15 protein-coding genes are annotated in these 18688 nt (G+C 66.6%); all 15 read right to left on the minus strand.

Translation table 11 applies throughout. The features are described from left to right. Positions 1–105: 105 nt before the first annotated feature. Positions 106–1848, minus strand: coding sequence for a hypothetical protein (locus tag KNN16_RS10815; RefSeq protein ID WP_303896878.1), 1743 nt, complete (start codon positions 1846–1848; stop codon positions 106–108). Between the two features lie 325 nt (positions 1849–2173). Beyond that, the gene (locus KNN16_RS10820) at positions 2174–2791 is read right to left on the minus strand and encodes a hypothetical protein (RefSeq protein WP_303896880.1); all 618 of its coding nucleotides are present in this window, start codon (positions 2789–2791) and stop codon (positions 2174–2176) included. A gap of 142 nt (positions 2792–2933) precedes the next feature. Beyond that, positions 2934–3683, minus strand: coding sequence for a matrixin family metalloprotease (locus KNN16_RS15200; protein ID WP_369685859.1), 750 nt, complete (start codon positions 3681–3683; stop codon positions 2934–2936). A gap of 311 nt (positions 3684–3994) precedes the next feature. Beyond that, entirely contained in the window at positions 3995–5776 is a 1782-nt protein-coding gene (locus tag KNN16_RS10825) for a WD40 repeat domain-containing protein (RefSeq protein WP_303896882.1), read from the minus strand. 528 nt (positions 5777–6304) lie between these two features. Then, positions 6305–6991: a hypothetical protein gene (locus KNN16_RS10830; protein WP_303896884.1), complete on the minus strand. Its 687-nt coding sequence runs from the start codon at positions 6989–6991 to the stop codon at positions 6305–6307. A gap of 1173 nt (positions 6992–8164) precedes the next feature. Further along, a complete protein-coding gene (locus KNN16_RS10835; protein WP_303896886.1) occupies positions 8165–8839 on the minus strand; it encodes a hypothetical protein in 675 nt (224 codons plus the stop codon). Between the two features lie 117 nt (positions 8840–8956). Further along, on the minus strand, positions 8957–9637 hold the full coding sequence (locus KNN16_RS10840) for a hypothetical protein (protein ID WP_303896888.1): 681 nt from the start codon (positions 9635–9637) through the stop codon (positions 8957–8959). Positions 9638–10925: 1288 nt separating this feature from the next. Further along, entirely contained in the window at positions 10926–11081 is a 156-nt protein-coding gene (locus KNN16_RS10845) for a hypothetical protein (protein ID WP_303896889.1), read from the minus strand. 84 nt (positions 11082–11165) lie between these two features. Continuing rightward, positions 11166–11867, minus strand: a complete 702-nt coding sequence (locus KNN16_RS10850; protein ID WP_303896890.1) for a response regulator transcription factor — start codon at positions 11865–11867, stop codon at positions 11166–11168. A 565-nt stretch (positions 11868–12432) separates the two neighbouring features. Continuing rightward, positions 12433–13173 carry a YceI family protein gene (locus KNN16_RS10855; RefSeq protein WP_303896892.1) on the minus strand — a complete coding sequence of 247 codons (741 nt, stop codon included), beginning with the start codon at positions 13171–13173 and terminating at the stop codon, positions 12433–12435. Between the two features lie 43 nt (positions 13174–13216). Further along, entirely contained in the window at positions 13217–13804 is a 588-nt protein-coding gene (locus tag KNN16_RS10860; RefSeq protein ID WP_303896894.1) for a class I SAM-dependent methyltransferase, read from the minus strand. Positions 13805–13814: 10 nt separating this feature from the next. Further along, positions 13815–14531 carry an ABC transporter ATP-binding protein gene (locus tag KNN16_RS10865; protein ID WP_299287304.1) on the minus strand — a complete coding sequence of 239 codons (717 nt, stop codon included), beginning with the start codon at positions 14529–14531 and terminating at the stop codon, positions 13815–13817. 95 nt (positions 14532–14626) lie between these two features. Next, entirely contained in the window at positions 14627–15868 is a 1242-nt protein-coding gene (locus KNN16_RS10870) for an ABC transporter permease (protein ID WP_303896896.1), read from the minus strand. A 72-nt stretch (positions 15869–15940) separates the two neighbouring features. Continuing rightward, a complete protein-coding gene (locus tag KNN16_RS10875; protein WP_303896898.1) occupies positions 15941–17344 on the minus strand; it encodes an efflux RND transporter periplasmic adaptor subunit in 1404 nt (467 codons plus the stop codon). 21 nt (positions 17345–17365) lie between these two features. Continuing rightward, complete coding sequence (locus tag KNN16_RS10880) at positions 17366–18667, minus strand: heme-binding domain-containing protein (protein WP_303896900.1); 1302 nt, start codon at positions 18665–18667, stop codon at positions 17366–17368. Positions 18668–18688 lie beyond the last annotated feature (21 nt).

The raw sequence follows: 18688 nt of genomic DNA on the forward strand, positions 1-18688 counted from the left end.
AGGACCGGATGGGGAGCACGCTGCGCGATGACGGGATCCCCCGCTCCGGCCTCGATCCATCGCCCTCCATCCCCACCTCAAATGCCGAAAGGCCCAGCGGGCCCCTCACGGGGTATCGACGAGGGATCCTGCCAGCGGCAGCTCCAGGAGCGCGAAGCGACAGGGCGTCCCCGATGCCACCCGCTCGAAGGCCCCGATCCACACCCGTTCCCCCTCCCCCAGCAGGCCATAGATCCGCTCCACCACCGCGGAGAGGTCCCACTCCCCTTGCAGGTGCCCGGCCTTATCCCAGAGCTGCAGCGCCGCCGGGTTCATCCGGGATAGGGTCACCAATCCCCCTTCCAGAAACGCCAGAGGTCCGGCGGTCGCCGCCTCCGCTAAGGACACTGGCTCCCCGTTGGGATCCGGAGGCAGCCGCAGCCACTCCAGCTGATCCTCCCCCACGTCCCACAGCACCACCCCACCCCCTGCCGGATCCCGGGCTACCCAGGTCCGACCCGGCCACCGGCGCACCCATCCCGGCTGCGCCCCATCCAGCAAATACAGGCTCCGCGCTCCCCGCCAGCCGCCCTCCGGCCCCACCTCCGCGAACTCCACCGCCAGCCACCGTCCATCGGGGGAAAGGTAAAAGCTCGGCCCCATCACCCCGCCCTTTGGCAGATCCACCAGCGGATCCCTCAATCCCAGGTCCTCTGGACCCTCCACCCGCCCGGTAGCCCCATCGATGGTCAACCCAAATTGCACAACCGGCTTGCCTTCGGGCCGCAGGATCGCCACCCGGCACCACAACAGCCACCGGCCCGAGGTCCCCACAGGGAACAGGTCACACACGGACTCGGGGCCATCACCTGGAATCCGGGAGATGGGGAGAGGCGGAAAGGACTGAAGCGGAGCTCCAGGATGAGCCGGGATGCGCCAGGAGGGACTGTGGGCCGGCTCAAGGCCGTTGACGCCGCCGATCGCCAGCCACATCCACTCGGAGCGATCCCACGCCCAGCTCCGAAAGACCCAGTCCCCGGGATGGTCCTCTGGGATCTCCCCCAACCGCTCCCACTGTCCCGTGGCGGCGTCCCCCCGCCACCACATCGACCGATTCCGTTCCCGCGCCAGCACGATGGTCCCGGTCATCACCAACGCCTCCCCCATCGGCGCCGGCGCCCCCAGATCCCGAGAAACGCCGCGAGCCGGATCCTCCAGCCTCACCCGCCCATCCGGCGTCACCCGCAGCGCTTGGGATCCTATCCGGTCCGAGGGGAAGGTCTCCTGCCGCGCCCGCAGCTGGGCCGCGGCCCGCGGCAACCAGAGCTCCCAGGCCGCTCCCCGCACGTGGGGCTGGAAGATCAGCTCCGGGCTTAGAAAGATATCCCAGGCCTTCTCCGGATGCAACCGCCGATGGGCCTCCCTCCGCAGGTCCACTGCCACCTGAATGGCCCGGGCGTTCCGGTTCAGCAACAACCGCACCTCCAGCGCCGCCCCTCCCGACAGAACCCGCCAGGGCAGAGGGGGTTGGATCAGACCACGGATCCCGCGTAGGGGTTGCCCGCCCGCCGATGCCGGCTCCCACCGCCAGTGGGAAGGATCCGGCAGCAAGGCACGATCGGCCGGCGTGGGGTTCTCCGGATCCGGGACCTCCTGAAACACACAGGCCGGAGGGGCGGGGGATGGGGTCCTTGCGGCGGCCCGGGTAGGGGTGGTCCCTCCCGAGGGACGCGTGGGAATCGATAGAGGGGTGGCTGGCGTGGGAGCCGGTGAAGGGGCGGGTGGCCACAAGGGTTGGCAAGCCTCCCAGATCCCTGCTGCCAGGACCCCCCAAACAATGACCCAGCGAAGGACCGTCCCGGCTTGCATCGGTGCCCCTCCTCAGCATGAATAAACTTGAAAGAGTAAAGCAGTGTGGTTCCCTCACTAACAGTTTGCCAGCATGCCAGGGTGCCGCCCTGCTGCAACAGCCGCCGCCTTCCCCAATCCACCCCCAGCACCGGCCCGCCGTGCCGGGCCACCGCTTGAATCACCCGCCACGCCCGCAACGGGCCCCGCACTCGAAGCAGCCGCGCCCCGTGATCGCCTCTTCCGCAAGAAGAAATTCTTCAGGCGTGAAGATGCTGGCATTCCGCGCCTCCCGAAAGGATCCAGCCTTGCCTCGTGACCTTCTCCCTGTGGGGACCAGAGGGTCTTATGGCAAGCGCAGCGCCCGGATCTGGGCCTCCAGCTCCTCCCAGCGTAGCGGCTGTCGCTCCTCCGGTGGCCCATCGAAGACCTCCTCTCCCCATCGCCCATCCGGGCGCGCCTTCAGATACGAGGCAGCCGGGAAACCTATAAACATCCACACGGATCGCCTGCCCCCCTCCCACACCAGATCCCTCCGGCTCAGAAAGGCTACAATGGAATCCCCCACGTGGAGCTGGTGCTCCGCAGGCACTTTCACCCATCGCTGGTGAGCCGGAGGCGCTTCCAGGGGGCTGTTCCCTATGACGACGACTTCGATCGAATCCGGGAGTGACTCGCGCGCGGCCAGCGTTTGGATCACCCGCAAGGTGACCGTGTGGATGGGCACGGGAACCGGGCGATCCGGGATTTCAGGGGGGAGTGGGGTCCAGGGCTGGCCGCTGTCCGAGTTCCAGCGGGTGGGGGAGATGGCCTGCACCTCGGCCCGCACGATGGCATCCGCCTGCTGAATCCGTTCCCGGCGGGACAGCGCCGCGTATACCGGATGCGCTGAAACGAAGGGGGAGGGGGGAGGGGTGTTGAGAAGACCCGGCTGGCATCCCAGCCCGCTCAACACGCTCAGCACGAGAAGAAACCTTCGATTTTTCGAAATGATATACGAAAACATAGGAAATCCTCCTTCGCAAACGTAGTAAGAACTATGGACAATTCCATGTTGGGAGGCTGAGATATTGTCTTCAAAGGTCCTGGCTCCCTTAACGTGTCCATTACCGCGGATACAAATACAAAGCTCCATTTTGGTCATCGGCCTCTAAACTTCGAAACCATGTAGTTCCTCGAAAGATTTGACCACACATTGTGGCATCCGTGGCATTTCCAGGGCAGTAAATGGACTGGGTATCACGCAAGCCCAGTGCGTGACCGAACTCATGGGTGATCACTGACCAGGCATCATATTGGTTGCTTGCAGGAGTTCCCGTTCCTGTATACCAGTTTTCATTTTTATCATATCGAATCCAGAACGATTGGATCGTGTATCCGTATCCCGAGAGGACTGTGACTGCGAGAACATTTCCTGGCCCATCCCACCCTCCCCACTCGATGGAATTGGGTGATCCGCTATATTTGATATAGCGCCAGCTCGTGGTGGGGACGCTGCTCCAAGCCGATGCGCCACGATCAGTGGGATCCCAGAAGGCCATTGGAAGGTAGCCATAGCGATACGTGGCGTAATTCGTGGACCACTTGCAACACACCGAATATGCGAATGCGTTATGGAAAAAGAGCAACATAGTGAGGAGGATCAGAAAGCTAAGAAGGAGAGGTTGCATACGTGACGGGCTCGCTATCTGAGCGCCACAGGTCACCGCCTGGGCCACCCGCAGGGCCCGCGCCGGGCCCAGGATCTGGAGCAATCGCATCCGCATCGCCAGCCCCGCCAAGACCCGCACCCGCTCCCCCTCGACCTCAACGAGCATCGGCCCCCACCGCCAGTTGGGATGAGCCTGGTTCCGCATCGCCTGGACCCCGGGCTCCCGTAGCGACCGCACCCCCAGCCGCCCGCCGCTGAGGGTTTCCACCTCCCGCGCCAGGGCGGCGCATATGGAACGTCCCGCATCCTACAGCAGCCATCGTTCGGTCCTCGCTTCCCCTCCGCTCGGATCAGCCTTCGGTTTTCATTCGATCCAGCCGGCAGGAGCCGTGGTCCTCCAAAAAGGAGGACACAGAGTGGCCATCCGGGTTCCCGGCCACCCGGGGCCGGGAACCCGGCGACCTCCCTCTCCGCCTTTCCGCCCGCCATCCGCACAACGCCGCCATTCGGGTAGGCTCAGCGCAGGGACCAGAGGCGCACGGTTCCATCCAGAGATCCAGAGGCCAGCGTTCGGCCATCGGGGGAGGTCTTGAGGGCGAGGATGGCGTCCGTGTGGCCTTCCAGGATCTGGAGCAGCGCCCCATCGGGCACCCGCCAGATTTTCACGGTTCCCTCTCCACCGCCTGAGGCCAGCCAGGCTCCTCCCGGCCCGAAGGCCAGGCGGAGCACCGCCGCGGTGTCCGCCGCCCAGCGCGCGAGGAGCCGTCCGGTAGCCACGGAATACAGGGCGATCCAGGGGCCGTCGAGGCCGCCCTCCGCGACGGCCAGCCACTCGCCCGCCTCCGAGAGGGCCAGCGCTTCGATCGGCTTTCCAGTTCCCGGCTTCACGCGCTGCCTCAGGGCGCCATCCGGGACCTGCCATACCCCGATTTCCCGGCCGTCGGAGGCGGCCACCCAATTGCCATCCGGCGAGAAGGTCACCAGCGGGAGGATCTTCCCGGAAAGTCCATCCAGCCGGCGCAGGGCTTGCCCATCCGCGCGGCGGAGGATCCGAAGACCACCTGTCGGATCGCTCAGAGCAAGGGCTTCACCATCGGGGGAGAAAACAGCCGTGCCACCTCCCGGCATCCGGAGCACGCGCTCTCCATCCATCGTCCGCCAGATCCCCCACCCGCCCTCTCCGAGCTCACCAGGATCGGGAGCCAGCAGCCAGCGTCCATCGGGGGAAAGCGCGAGGGCTCCCAGCGGCTCCGCCGGCAGGGTCAGGCGCTGCACCCGCCGGGCCGTGGGGCCGATGGCCTCCCAGAGCGACACGATCCACTGAGGGGCGTTGAGGGGTCGCTGGCTGTAGGTCGCGATCCACAGGCGATCTTCTCCGAAGGCCAGGTCCAGCACCGGCTCCAGATATCCCTCCCAGCGGCCTTCCTGCGTCCCTTCCGGGAGACGCCGGATCTCCAGGATGCCGCCGGCGTGGGCAATGGCCAGCTGCAAGTCCTTGGGGGCAAAGGCCAGTCCCACCACGGCGCCCTCTCCCATCTCGTGCCTCCATCGGAGGCGCTCCCCGGCTCCTTCCCAGACGGCCACCGTCCCTCCTTCGGTGCCGGCTGCCAACCATTGCCCATCCGGCGAGAAGGCCAGACGACGGATAATCCCCCGGCCGCCGATGAGAAGCCTCCTGCGGAGTTGTCCATCGCGCCCGGAATACAGATGCACCTCCCCTCCGATCCCGATCGCCAGCCACGCGCCATCCGGGGAGAGGGCGAAGGTCCTGGCCCTCTCCCCCGGTGGGAGGGCCCATGCCACCCGGCGGATCCCCACTCCGTCTGCGATCCGTCGCCATTCCCCCTCCGATGGACCTGCCAGAATCAGCGTCTCCCCATCGGGGGCGAAGGCGGCCCATCCGGCCCCGGGCGCAAAGATTTTCCCCAGCTCGTCACCTTCGGGGACGCGGATCCGACGCACGGCGTTCGAAACGGTCCAGGCCAGCTGACGGCCATCCGGGGAGAAAGCCAGGGTGGGGGATTCCAAAGCGGGATCGATGGCGTCGGGGAGGACCCGAATTCGCTCGATTCCCTGACCCCTATGGGCCCACAGCCACAGGTCCCGGCCCACCAGGGCGGCCAGCCAGCGGCCATCCGAGGAGAGGGCCATGGCTTTCAGCCGGGCCGGAAGAGGTTGCTGCCACACCCCTTCGCCGGTCTTCGGCGCGAGGCCCTCCAGGCCCTTCGCAGTCCCAACAATCAGCCGGGGCCCCTCCGGGCTCCAGGCGATCTCCTGCAGGATGCCCTTGCCGATCACCCGCTCCAGCCGGAACCCTGGAAAGGCTCGCAGGGTCTCCCGGGTTGGCAGAGGAGAAGACGGAGCTACGGGGCTCTCCTCGCGCCCAGGAGATTGGAAATTTTCAGAAGGAGGAGCAGAAGGTGAGGCTGAAGATACGCAGGCAAGCATTCCGCTTAAACAGATCCAGCAAAGAATCAAAAGGATTTTCCAGCGCATTTCTATATCTCTCCTTATGGGGCGGTTTTTGTGGGACATGGTATAGAATAATCAAATCGATAAATAGGTGTCGTGCCTCCAGTAACTATTTGCCCGCAGTATAGAGAAACACGAGTTCCTCCCGTCCTTTCCATGTGCGTGTGAGGGTCTGTATAGCAGCAACCGGACGAGCAACCACAAGGAGCACAACATGATCCTTGAGATGTTTGACCGAGGAGTAACGGGCCACTCACGACATGCCATCCATCGGGAGCCTCTTTAGATTTATCCGGATCATTGTAAGGAATATAATCCACATACCCAAACCAAACAGAACCCACATAACAACCTTCAGAAGACCTTCTCCGGAAAGATCGGCTCCTCGGGCCGATCCGGCGCATACACCGGCCACACCGGATAGGGGGACGGATACATCGGCTGGGCGATCACCCGGAGCCGCGGCACCCCCTCCCCATCCCCAAAGTTCAAGGACACCGAAAACACCTCCCCCGAACGCGCAAATCGGGTGACGGCCACGCCCTGCCACACGATCCCCGGCGGCAGCCGGGAGGGCCCATACAAGGGGAACCGGATGAGGGAACGCAACGGCGCCAGTTCCGTAAATGTGAGGGTCTCCCCGCGCAGGGCCTCGGCCTCCGGGCGGCCATCGGTCTGGCACAGAATCGGGGTGGGAACCTGGCGAACAAAGGGAGGAATCGGGGCGCCTTCCGGAAGCAGCACGAAGCCCTCCCAGAGCTCGCCCGCTCCGGTGGCGGGCGGGGTGGGCGGGTCCTTCTCGGGCCTGGCCATTGGGGAGCCTCCGGGGAGGCGACGGAGGAGGGCCAGGGCAGCCAGGGCGCCGCCCTGCTGCAGCAACCGCCGCCTCCCCCAATCCACGCCGAGCACCGGGCCTCCCATCCGGGTCACCGCCTGGGCCACCCGCAAGGCCCGCGCCGGGCCCAGGATCTGCACCAGGCGCGCCCGCATCGCCAGCCCCGCCAAGACCCGCACCCGCTCCCCCTCGACCTCCAGGAGCATCGGCTCTTAGCGCCAGCCGGGGCGGGCGCGGTCCAGCAGGGCCCGGACCTCGGGCTCCCGTAGCGATCGCACCCCCAGCCGCCCGCCGCTCCAGGCCTTCACCTTCCGGACCAGAGCGGCGCATATGGAACGTCCCGCATCCTACAGCAGCCATTGTTCGGTCCTCGCTTCCCCTCCGCTCGGATCAGCCTTCGGTTTTCATTCGATCCAGCCGGCAGGAGCCGTGGTCCTCCAAAAAGGAGGACACAGAGTGACCATCCGGGTTCCCGGCCACCCGGGGCCGGGAACCCGGCGACCTCCCTCTCCGCCTTTCCGCCCGCCATCCGCACAACGCCGCCATTCGGGTAGGCTCAGCGCAGGGACCAGAGGCGCACGGTTCCATCCCGACCTTCCCGACCTTCGGAAAGAAGTTCGGACACCCGCCCAAATGGGGCTAGGTCAACCCCGAATTGAAGCCCCGCGAGCGGCTTGAAGTCACTATCGGAAGCCAGCTGAGGCAGGCTGTAACGGGTCCCAATAATCGCGGTGTCCGAACTGCATTCCGAATCTCAGGCATCAAGGCAAATTCCTTAAGGCCTCTTTCAGCGTGAAGCGGCCTTTATCCGTTCTCGGATATCCGTTATGTCCATACCGACCCACGTTGAGAACCCATAAGCCCCTGTTGCAATCACCTGCCCTCGATCATTCAGTGCCAGGATCCCCTGGGAGTGCCCCACGACGGCCCATATCCCCGGCTTCGCCGATGCGGTCAGGAACAAGAGATATTCCCCCGGGGGCAAGGGTCCTGAGAAACCTCCCTCCTCCTCTGCGATCCGAAAGCCCTGAGCCCGTGCTTCCGGTGTCACGCTCAAGCGAAGGATCCGCAAGTGAGGGATCGGGGTAGGGCCTTTCAGGACCTCAAGCACTTGAACGGTCTGGACGAGCGAAACCAGCCGTCCGTCCGAGGAATACGCGATCGGTTCCGGAGATCCAAGAGGGCGAGCCCGAACGATCCACTCCGCTTCACGTATCATGGTCTGTTCATCCGGAGCGTAGTCTATATCCAAAACAACCCACCCCCGCAGGTCATGGGGAGGCGCTCCACGGGTCAATCGATCCCTTGCGCTAATCGCGAGGGCCAGCAAAATTGCAATCCCCATTCCAATAACTCGAAATCGCATGTCAACCTCCGTCTCAATACCTATTGTTGATATCTTGATAATCGTGACTTTGTAAATTGGTGATTAGCCAATTGTGGCAGCGCTGTCCGTGATCAGCATAAAGGATGCTATAGAGAGAATTGTGAGCGAACCCGGCTCCGTGACCGAGTTCGTGAATCGCGGTGCATATTTTCTGGTCAACTGTATGAGGAATTACATTAAAATGAGGAAAATTGAAGTAAAAAGATCCGGCTTGTATGATATGGGTGGTGCGATTAACATAAATCGATGTAGCGCCCGCGACATTTATGTCAGGGTAATTAAGGTCACCCCATAGCATTAATGCGGAAGTTCGTTGAGCCCAATAGTAGTCAAAATCTGAAGCATTGAAATTCCTCGCTGCTTGCTGTATGGCAATCTGATAGGAAGAATCCCATGAAGTAGGCCACCAGTGACTGGTGGAGGTTCCATACCACCGAACAGGAATCCCATCACCACAAATATTCCAGTCATGAGCCGCAGCTTTGAGAGTATTAAAAACAAAACTTAACAAGAAAATGTAAAACAAGTAAAACAAAAATTGCAATCGTCCACTGTTACTCTTAGAGATAAAGCTCCCGAAGCGAGCCACGGCCTGGGCCACCCGTAGCGCCCGCAGCGAAAGGCCCGCCAAGACCCGCACCCGCTCCCCTTCGATCTCGACAAGCATCGGCTCCCAGCGCCAGCCGGGACGGGCACGGTCCAGCAGGGCCTGGACCTCGGGGTCCCGCAAACTTCGCACCCCCAGCCGCCCGCCGCCCAAACGGCGAAAGCCCCCCGTTCCCCCTCACGGATAAACCCACCAGATCAACCAGTGACCCTGCCGCCGGATCAGGAAGAAATGGGCATTCAGGGCAGGGGCCGCCTGGAGCGCCTCCGCACACGGCCCTGCGCATACTACCACCCACCATGAACGGGCCAGCACCTCCCGCCCGCACATATTGGCGATCAATTCCCCATACGGAGATTCACCCGCCGGCCGGGGATCGGTCACCCGTTCCGAGGGGATCCGTGCCTCCGCCGGCAGGGCAGGCGTGGCCGGGGTCGCCAGCCGGGCCCAGTCGATCTGTGCCCAATGGGAGGGATCGTAGGCCTGCCGCACCGTCTCCGGGTCGCCGGAGGTGGCAGCCCGGAGCACGGCCAGGGCTTCCTCCTTGGAGAGAGGGGTGGTTTCCAGGCCCTGGGGATTGGGGCATCCCTGGACGCCGGGGACGATCACCCCAGGCCGCAGGGGGAGGGGAGAGGGATAGATCTCGGGGGGCAAGGTCGGCCCGGGGGTGGGAGCGGACGTAGGGAAAGGGGAGGGCGAAGGCGAAGCGGACGGGATAGGTGTGGGGAGCGGGGAAGGCGAAAGGGACCCCAGAGAGGAGGGGGTCGGGTGGGCTCCCCCGCATCCCGCGCCGAGGATCGCCAGGCCAATGGCCCACGCCCGCATCATCCCTCGAAGTCGATGAACCCCTCCGATCATCGTCCCCTCCATTCTTACGATCTCACGATGGGCATTGCGCCAGCACCCGCACCTCGCAGGAGAAGCACCCTCGCCGAACAGGATCGTAGAAGTAGGCGAAGGTGGGCTTGGTCAGATCAATGATGGCCGCTCGACCTCCCCGGCAGTCTGCGCAGGACCGATTACACAGATCCGTGTCCGGATGATTGGGAACACAATCTGGAATACAATTGGCGCGCTGGCAAGGTCCACAGCTGGCAATATAGACGGTCCTCACCTTGGTGCTGCATTGGTCATAGACCACCACATCCTTGCCGCAAGCGAGGTAAATCTGGTTTTTACAGTTCCGAGAGCAATCGCAGCAGTTCCAGGTGCAACAGCCACAGGTATCCATCGCAGGCCAGGCGGCCTGATCACTGCGAGCGAGGTTGCATGTCCCACAGCGGCCTGCGCCGGTCGGGCAATCAAACCAGCCCGCATACCCCGTGTAGATATACCAGCACAAGCCATTCGGGCCGACCTCGATACGATCCGCCGCAGGTGGGGAATCGGCGGGGGAAGAGAGCCTCTCGACTTGACGGGCTGAATGCACCCAGATACGAGTGCCCCGGATCCCCTCCGGGATCCGCTCTCCAATGACATCCACGAAATCCCCTTCCTCCAGTCGAAGGGGAGATGCATCCCGCGGGCGTTCAGTAAGCCAATCGGCCACCGACACCTCTTCCCCAGGTTCTAACCGGAGAGTCCTCGGTGCGTTGTACAGACCGCCCGTCCGCAGCTCATAGCCTCCCGGAATCACTCGCGTCACCACCCCCTGCACCCGAGTCAAATTGGCCCATAGCCGGAGGGCCGTTCCTGAAGGAACGTGGAGACGGATCATCAGCTCGTCTCCCCTTGTGAGGGTGGAAAGGGGACGCTCGCCGCCTTTCCAAACCGATATCCCGTTGGGGATGCGGATCTTACGCAGACCAGTAGGGGTCTCGATCTCTACCTCATCGTCAGTGAACGCACGAAGGGAACCCGCCAGGACTTCGATCTCCCCCAGGGATGACGGAGAGGGATGGAGGGGGGAGATAACAGAGCGGAGACGTGGTCCGATCGCGAAGGCACCGAAAGCGCCCAGGGCCCGTCCGAGGAACCGCCGCCTTCCCCAATCCACGCCCAGCACAGGGCCTCCCATCCGGGCCACCGCCTGGGCCACCCGCAAGGCCCGCGCCGGGCCCAGGATCTGGAGCAACCGCATCCGCATCGCCAGGCCCGCGAAGACCCGCACTTGCTCCCCATCGATTTCGACGAGCATCGGCTCCCACTACCAGCCGGGGCGGGCCCGGTTCAGCAGGACCTGGATCTCGGGATCCCGCAAATTCCGCACCCCCAGCCGCCCGCCGCTGAGGGCCTCCACCTCCCGCGCCAGGGCGGCACATACGGAACACCCACCGTCAAAGAGAAGATACCGCTCGCTCATGGCCTCGCCCCCCTAAAAGGGATTCCACTTCTCCGCCCTCGGCACGCTTCCTCATTTTTGGAGGAAAGAGCGGCCTGGCCTTCCTCATTTTTGGAGGAACCCCGCCTCGAGGCGATCCTCCCCGAGCCAGGGGGGGTCTTCGAGGTCCAGGAGGGGGGCGATGTAGGGATCATCAAGGCAGCCGCTGCGGACCCACTGGCGGAGGGCGACGCGGTCGGGGAGCCCCAGGCGGTGCAGGAGCCAGCGGAGGTGGGTGCGGATGGAGGTGGGGCGCCGGCGGAGGGCCTGGGCGATCTCCTTGTCGCTCCAGCCACGGGCGACCCCCAGGGCCACGGCCCGCTGGCGGGGGGAGAGGGCCGCCCAGGGCTCCCCGAAGCGAACCCACCAGGCCTGGGCCCGGCGCCGGTCGGCGGGGTGCCAGGAGAGGGTGCCCTGGAGGGCGGCACGGAGGCGAACGCGGAGGAGAGGGAGGGGCAGGGTGGTGAAGAGGACGGCGCAGGCGCCGGCCTTCCAGGCGAGAGCGAGGCCGGCCGGATAGGGATCCGCGAGGAGGAGGAAGCCGTCGAGGGCGATCCCCTCCTGGCGGAGGGCGTGGAGGAGGCGCGGGCCGGAGCCATCGGGGAGGGCGAAGTCGATGAGGAGAACGGCGGGGGGCTGGCGGCGGACGCGGCCAAGGGCCTCCGCCACGGTGGGGGCGATCCAGGCCACGGGGAAGCCCTCCGCTTCAGCCAGGGCCTGGAGGCCGAGGGCCCGGAGGGGGCATCCGCTCACCACGCCGATCGCCATGGCGTTCCCTCCGCCCGAATTCTATCTCTATCTTAGGATTCTCACACATTCGGATCAAGGGGTGGACCGGGAGGATCGGATTCGGATTCGGCTTGAACGCCCGGGAATAGGCCTTGCTGAGGGATCCATGGCAGATGGATAAGCTTTGGGATACGGCGCCAATCCCGGATTGGGCTCCGCGATCCCGATGACCATCCGATCCTCCTCGCTGTTGCTTCCCATGTGAAATACCCGGTGAGCCGTCTTATGGTGGGGGGTCTTTCTTCGGATTCTCCATGCCAATCGTGACAAGAGCGTGACAAAACCGGGCCCCGATGGGTTAGAATTCCGCAGCGGATCGCGAGCGGGAGGGACGATCCGGCGGGTTGTTCGGCTCCTCCGGGGGACTTGCGGCTGGGCCTGGGCGGGCGACCCGCGCACGGGTTTCAAGCGGAGGGATCAGGGGACTTCCCCGTAAAGGCGGGGAGGGCCGCAGGCCAACCGGGTTTTCCCCGGCTCGGTCCGGCCCTCCCCGCAGCGCGCGCGAATCCAATCCTCCACGGTTGTCGACTCTATGCCCTCCGGATCACGGCTGCCGCTGAAGCACTGCGTCCACCTCGAGCCGGATGGTCTCATCCACGCTCAGCACCACGGGCACGCGAGGCGGCTCCAGCCCGAAGTCAGCGAAGGTGAACTGGGTGCGCGCCCGGGCGATGATGCGATCCCCCTCCACCCGCGCCGTCACCTCCCAGGTCACCGGACGGGTGGCTTCCCGGATCGTCAGATCCCCGATCAGCCGGAAGGTGTGCTCACCTGAGGTGGGAAGGGGCGAGGGCAGCCCCTGGATCTCGCGAGGGACGAAGACGGCATACGGATAGCGGTCGGCCTGCAAGGTGTTGCGCCGGATGAAGTTGTCCCGCCGCGCCTGATCGCTGGTCAGCGTGCGCAGGTCCACCTGGAAGCGCGAGGCCTCGGGGACGATACGGTCCCCCTCCATGACCAGCACTCCGGTGATGGCCCGCGTGGTCCCCACGGCATCGCTGGGCAGATTCACCCCTACCAGCTGTTCCCGCACCCGGTAGCGGGCCTCGCTTTCCGCCGGGACGACCTCATAGGCGATGCGAGCCCCTGCGGCCGCATCGGAGGGGGCTGCGGTGGGGGTGGGCGCGGGCGCAGCCGGAGGCGTGCCCTCCCCGCCCGGAGCGGGCGTGGGGATGGCGGGGGTCGTCGGAGGCGCCCCGGGCGGGGCCGGGGCCGCGCAGGCGGCCATCAGGCCGCCGATCAGGAGCAGCAGAAGCGCGCTCGGCAGGAGACGTGCAGGAGCCATCTTTTCTCACCTCCCGGATGAGATGTTCGAACGGACGAGGGGCTCAAGCCTGAAGGGGCCGGAGCGCCCGGATCAGATAGGCGTCCTCATGCTGCCAGTCCGTGGGGAGGATATGGAAGCCGGCAGCCTCCAGGGCCTGACGGACGATCTCCGGAGGCAGCCGGTGATCCCGCGGCGGACCCTCTTCGTGAACCGCGTCCGGCCGCCAGTCCAGCAACCCGACCCGCCCGCCGGGCCGCAGGACCCGATGGAGCTCCCGCATCAGCGCGTCGAGGGGCTCCACCTCGTGGACGATGAAAGCTCCCCACACAGCGTCCACGGAGGCGTCCGGCAGCTCGATGCGCGGGAGCTCCGAGCGCAAGAGGCGCACCCAGGGCGGGGGCTGTCGATCGGCCAGGGCCTCCAGCATCTCCGGGCTCGCATCCAGGGCCCAGACGATCCCATCCGGGCCCACGAGCTCCGCCAGGGGGAGGGTCCAGAACCCGGGTCCACACCCCAGATCCACCACCGTCTCGCCGGGCTGCAGGTGGAGGACGGCGAGCAAGCGGGGCGGATCCCACTTCGCCCAGCGGGCGGGATCCAGCAACAGCGCCCGCTTTCGGGGATCAAAGCGCCGTTCGTGAGCAGCCATGGCGGCCTCCCTACGCGCCGTCCTCGAGGATGCGCTCCTCCGGCGGAACGGGCTCGTCGCCGACGATGAGGCCGTCCTGGATGCGGACGATGCGCTCGGCGTGGCGGGCGACGAAGGGATCGTGGGTCACCACCACCAGGGTGATGCCGCGCTCCCGGTTCAGACGCTGGAAGAGGGCCAGGATCTCCCGACCGGTCTTCGAGTCCAGGTTGCCGGTGGGCTCGTCGGCCAGGATCACCGCCGGCTCCGTCACCAGGGCGCGGGCGATGGCCACCCGCTGCTGCTGGCCGCCGGAGAGCTCGTTGGGCCGGTGGTGCAGGCGATCCCCCAGGCCGACCAGCTCCAGCATCTGCCGGGCCCGGGCCCGCCGGTCCCGGGCGCCCCGGTAGATCAGCGGCAGCTCCACGTTCTGAAGGGCCGTCGCCCGGGGGAGCAGGTTGAACTGCTGGAACACGAAGCCAATCTTGCGGTTGCGGATCTCCGCCAGCTGGTCGTCGGAGAGCCGGGAGACCTCCTGGCCCTCCAGGATGTAGCGGCCGCGGGTGGGCGTGTCCAGACAGCCCAGCAGGTTCATCAGGGTGGACTTCCCGGAGCCCGAGGGCCCCATGATGGCCACGAACTCCCCGCGCCGGATCACCAGGTCGACCCCGCGCAGGGCCGGGACCTCCACCTTCCCCAGCCGGTAGATCTTCTCCACCTTTTCCATCACCATCACCGGATCGCCCATCCCTCCTCCTCCCATGGCGTGTGCGAGGGTTTCGGACCTCCGTTCATTCTGCCTTCGGCCGGCCCGGAGCGCCACAAGACGGGATCCCGCCTGCCTCATTCATATCGAAGGGCTTCGATGGGATTCAGGGCGGCGGCCCGGGCGGCCGGGTAGATGCCGAAGAACACGCCCACGGCCACGGCGAAGGTCAGGGCCAGGGCGATCACATCTCCGCTCACCACCGGGCGCAGCGTCCCGGTCCCGACCGGGATGCCGCGGATGAGGTTGGCTACGCCGATCCCCAGCCCCACCCCGATCAGCCCGCCCAGGCCGCTCAGGGTGACGGCCTCGGTGAGGAACTGGAGCAGGATGTCCCGCCGCCGCGCCCCCACGGCTTTGCGCAGGCCGATCTCCCGCGTCCGCTCCGTCACCGAGACCAGCATGATGTTCATGATCCCAATGCCCCCCACGATCAGGGAGATGGCGGCGATGGCCCCCAGGAAGACCGTAAGGGTCCCCGTGATCTGGGCCGAGGTCTGGATCAGGTCCTGCTGGCTGATGAGGGTGAAATCGTCGTCGTCGCCATCCAGGAGGCGGTGGCGCTCCCGCAGGGTGGAGCGGGCGGCCTCCATCACCGCCGGCATCGCGGCCGTGCTCTCCGCCTGGATCAGGATCTGGGAGACCACCTCGCTGCCCCGGAACTGGCCGCCCCGGGCCAGCCGCTGCAGGGCGGTGGACAGCGGGACGAAGATCTGGTTGTCGGGGCTGCCGAACCCGGTTCCACCCACCGGGGCGAGGACGCCGATCACGCGGAAGGGGATGTTGTTGAGCCGGACGAACCCCCCGATGGGATCCCCGTCGGGGAAGAGCTGGGCGGCCACGTTCGCCCCCAGGACCGCCACGGGGGCCCCGGTCTCCACATGGGCGGGGGCGAGGAGGTCGCCGCTGGCCACCTGGAGGTTGCGGACGGCGAAGAACTCCGGCGTCACGCCCTGGACGGAGACCCTCAGATTGCTCCGCCCGAGGATCACCTGGGCGTTCGTCTGGAAGACCGGGGCCACCGCCGTCACCCCGGGCAGCTCCGCCAGGGCCCGGGCGTCGGCCGCGGTCAGCGTGGAGGCGGAGCCGGGCGCCTGGGCGATCCCGCCCACCCGCAGGCTGCCCGGCGTCACGAAGATCAGGTTGGTCCCAACCCGCTCGATCTGGGCGCGGACCGCCTCCTGAGTTCCCCGGCCGATGCTCATCAGGGCGATCACCGAGGCCACCCCGATGATCACCCCCAGCATCGTCAGGAAGGAACGCATCTTGTTGGCCATCAGGCTCGCCATCGCCGTTCGAAATCCCTCCAGAAGGCTCATTCCCACCTCCCCTTCGTCATCCCGGCGGATGAAGCGGGCGCCAAGTCGCCTCGTCGATAGGGGCCGACGGGCTCACCGGAAGACCCCGGGGCCGAAGAAGCCGGGTCCCGGGACGCGGGTGCCGGAGGCCCCCGACTGGGCGGCCGGCACCACCACGACATCCCCCTCCTGCAGCCCCTCCAGGACCTCCGCCATCGTGTCCCCACGCATCCCGATCCGCACCGGGACGGTCTCCGTCTGGTCGCCGCGCATGACGGTGACGAAGGTCTGCCCGCCCCGAGCGATCAGCGCCCGCCGCGGGACGAGCAGCGCGTTCTCCCGGCGGGCGACGGCGATCTGGACCTGCACGGTCATCCCCGCCCGCACGGACGGCGCGTTCTCCTCCAGGGCGATGGTCACCGGGAAGTTCACCACCCCCTGGATCTGGGAGCCCATCGGCGCCACCGAGACGACCTTCCCCTTGAGGCGGGTGTCGGGCGTGGCCTCGGGGATGATGACCGCCTCCTGCCCCGGAGCCACCTGGGCGACGTCCACCTCAGGGAGGTTCACCACCACCTCCAGGTGGTTCAGATCCCCGAGGGTGATGGCTGGCATTCCGGTGGGGGCAGGGCTTCCTTCCACCAGGTTCACCGCCGTCACCACTCCGTCGATGGGAGCCACCAGCCGGGCCTGCTCCAGGCGCAGCTCCAGCTGGCGCACCGCGATCTCCGCCTGCTGCACCTGATACTGCGCCAGCTGCACGTCCAGGCTGGGGTCCTGCACCTGCAGGCGGGTCAGATTCGCCCGGGCCTGAGCCAGAGCGGCCTCGGCCGCTTTCAGTTGCTGCTCCGTGGGTCCGGATTGGGCCTTCTCGTATTGCAGGCGGGAGACCTCGGCCTGCAGCTCCGCCTGCCCCACCCGCGCCTGGGCCAGCTCCAGATCCACTGAGGAAGCGCCGGGCGAGCCGGCCGTCTTATCCCGGCTGAGCTGGGCCTGCCACAGGGCGTTCTTGGCCACCTCATAGTTCAGCCGGGCGATCTCCCGATCGCGGGGATCCGGGCCGGACTTCAGGGCCTCCAGGCTGGCCTGGGCGTTGGCCAGGGCCGCCTGCGCCGCCGCCAGGTCGGCCGGGCGGGCCCGGGCGGTCGCCTGGGCCTGGGCCAGCCGGATGCGGGCGATCTCCAGGTTGATGCGAGCGTTCTGCAGCTGGAGCTCCAGATCCCGCGTGTCCAGCTCCGCCAGCACCTGGCCGGCTTTCACCGTGTCCCCCACCCCGACGTAAACCTTGCGCACGATGCCGGATTGGGGGAAGGCCAGGTTCACCAGGGTGTGGGGCTGAAGATTGCCGGACCCGCTGACGGTGACCTCCAGGGTGCCCCGGCGCACCCGGACCACCGTGTTCTGACCCTGCGGGGACTGGGCCGTCGAAGCCCCCGCGCAGGCGACGGCCAGGGTCAGGATCAGCGAGACGAGGACCCCCCATCGTCCTTTCCGCATCGGTTCCTCCGTTTCCAAGAGCTAACGGGAGAGGGTTTCCTGCAAGCCCTGAATGAGCAGCTCCTTCTCCAGATCCGTGAGGCGCGCCTCCGGATGGGTGAGCAGGTAATCCGCCGGCGGCATGCTTCCGTTACGGATCACCTGAGCGATCTCCTCCACCAAGCGGGCTTTGCGGGCCGGCGACAGCGCCGCCGGATCCAGCTCGGAGAGGTTGAGGGCCTGCCGGCCCTCGCTCACGTGCAGGACGGTCAGCCAGGAGGCCGGCGCGACCGCGGTATACCAGGGCCAGCGCGTCTCGTTGCTGTGGCAGTCCGTGCACGCCCGCTGCCAGAGGGCCTGGGTCTGGGGAGAGTCCCATGAGATAGTCGTCCGAACCGGCGGGTTGGCGCGCGGGACCGGGATCAGCTGGGCGATCAGCAAGGCGGCCAGGCTCAGCATGGCCCCGGCGCCCAGGGCCCGAAGGCCCTCTCGTGGCCGATCCCCTTCGATCTCCACAGCGGGGGCGGCCTCGGCGCCCCATCGGCGTCGGCTCCAGCCCACCGCCCCCAGCGCGAGGAGCGCCAGGGCGCTCAGGATGCCGGCTCCGACGGCCATCGTGGACGGAGCCACCCGCACCCGTGCCAGCCCCTCCGGCGGCCTCCCCGGGAAGGGCCCTGCGAACGGCTCTCCACGGAATCGCTCCCCCGGCGCGCCGAAAGGCGGCACGGCGCGGGCGCCTTCGCCCATGGTCTCTGGAGGGCCCAGGAAGCCCGGTGCCCCACCGGGCCCGAAGCTCCCCCGAGGCCCTGCAAAGGCCGGAGCCGGCCCCCGGGCCATCGCCAGCAGGAAGGCCAGAAGGAGCGAGAGGCCTGCGACCAGCCCGCTGATCCCTCCCAGCCCCAGCAGGGCCTGAACCCACCCGCGGATCCGAGACGGGAGCTCCATCCGCAGGCCCGCGACGGTGACCGCGATGAGCAACAGCACCGCGCTACCCACGGTCCAGAGGGCAGCGAACGGCCCCACCGTGCCGATCTGAAGGAGGAACATCAGGAGCCCCAGGAGCGTCAGGAACAGCAACCAGGCGGGCAGGACCAGCAGAATCTTCCGGGGCCACGGGGCGGGCCGGAGGGCGGCGATCCCGGCCACGAGGGCGGCGACCCCCAGAGCCGATAAGACGCTCACCCCGATGGCCCAGCGGGAGATTTGCTGCAGGGCCGTGAACCCGGTCACGTTCCGATAAAGGAAGCCGAAGCGGGCCCCCAGGACCATCAGGGCGCCGTAAAGCAGGGTTCCCAGCGCGATCCCCCAGAGCGGGATCAGGAAGCCAAGCCCTCGTCGACCCATGGGTTCCTCCGGATGTAGAGG

Origin of the sequence: Thermoflexus hugenholtzii, assembly GCF_018771565.1 — a bacterium.
Lineage (GTDB): Bacteria > Chloroflexota > Anaerolineae > Thermoflexales > Thermoflexaceae > Thermoflexus > Thermoflexus hugenholtzii_A.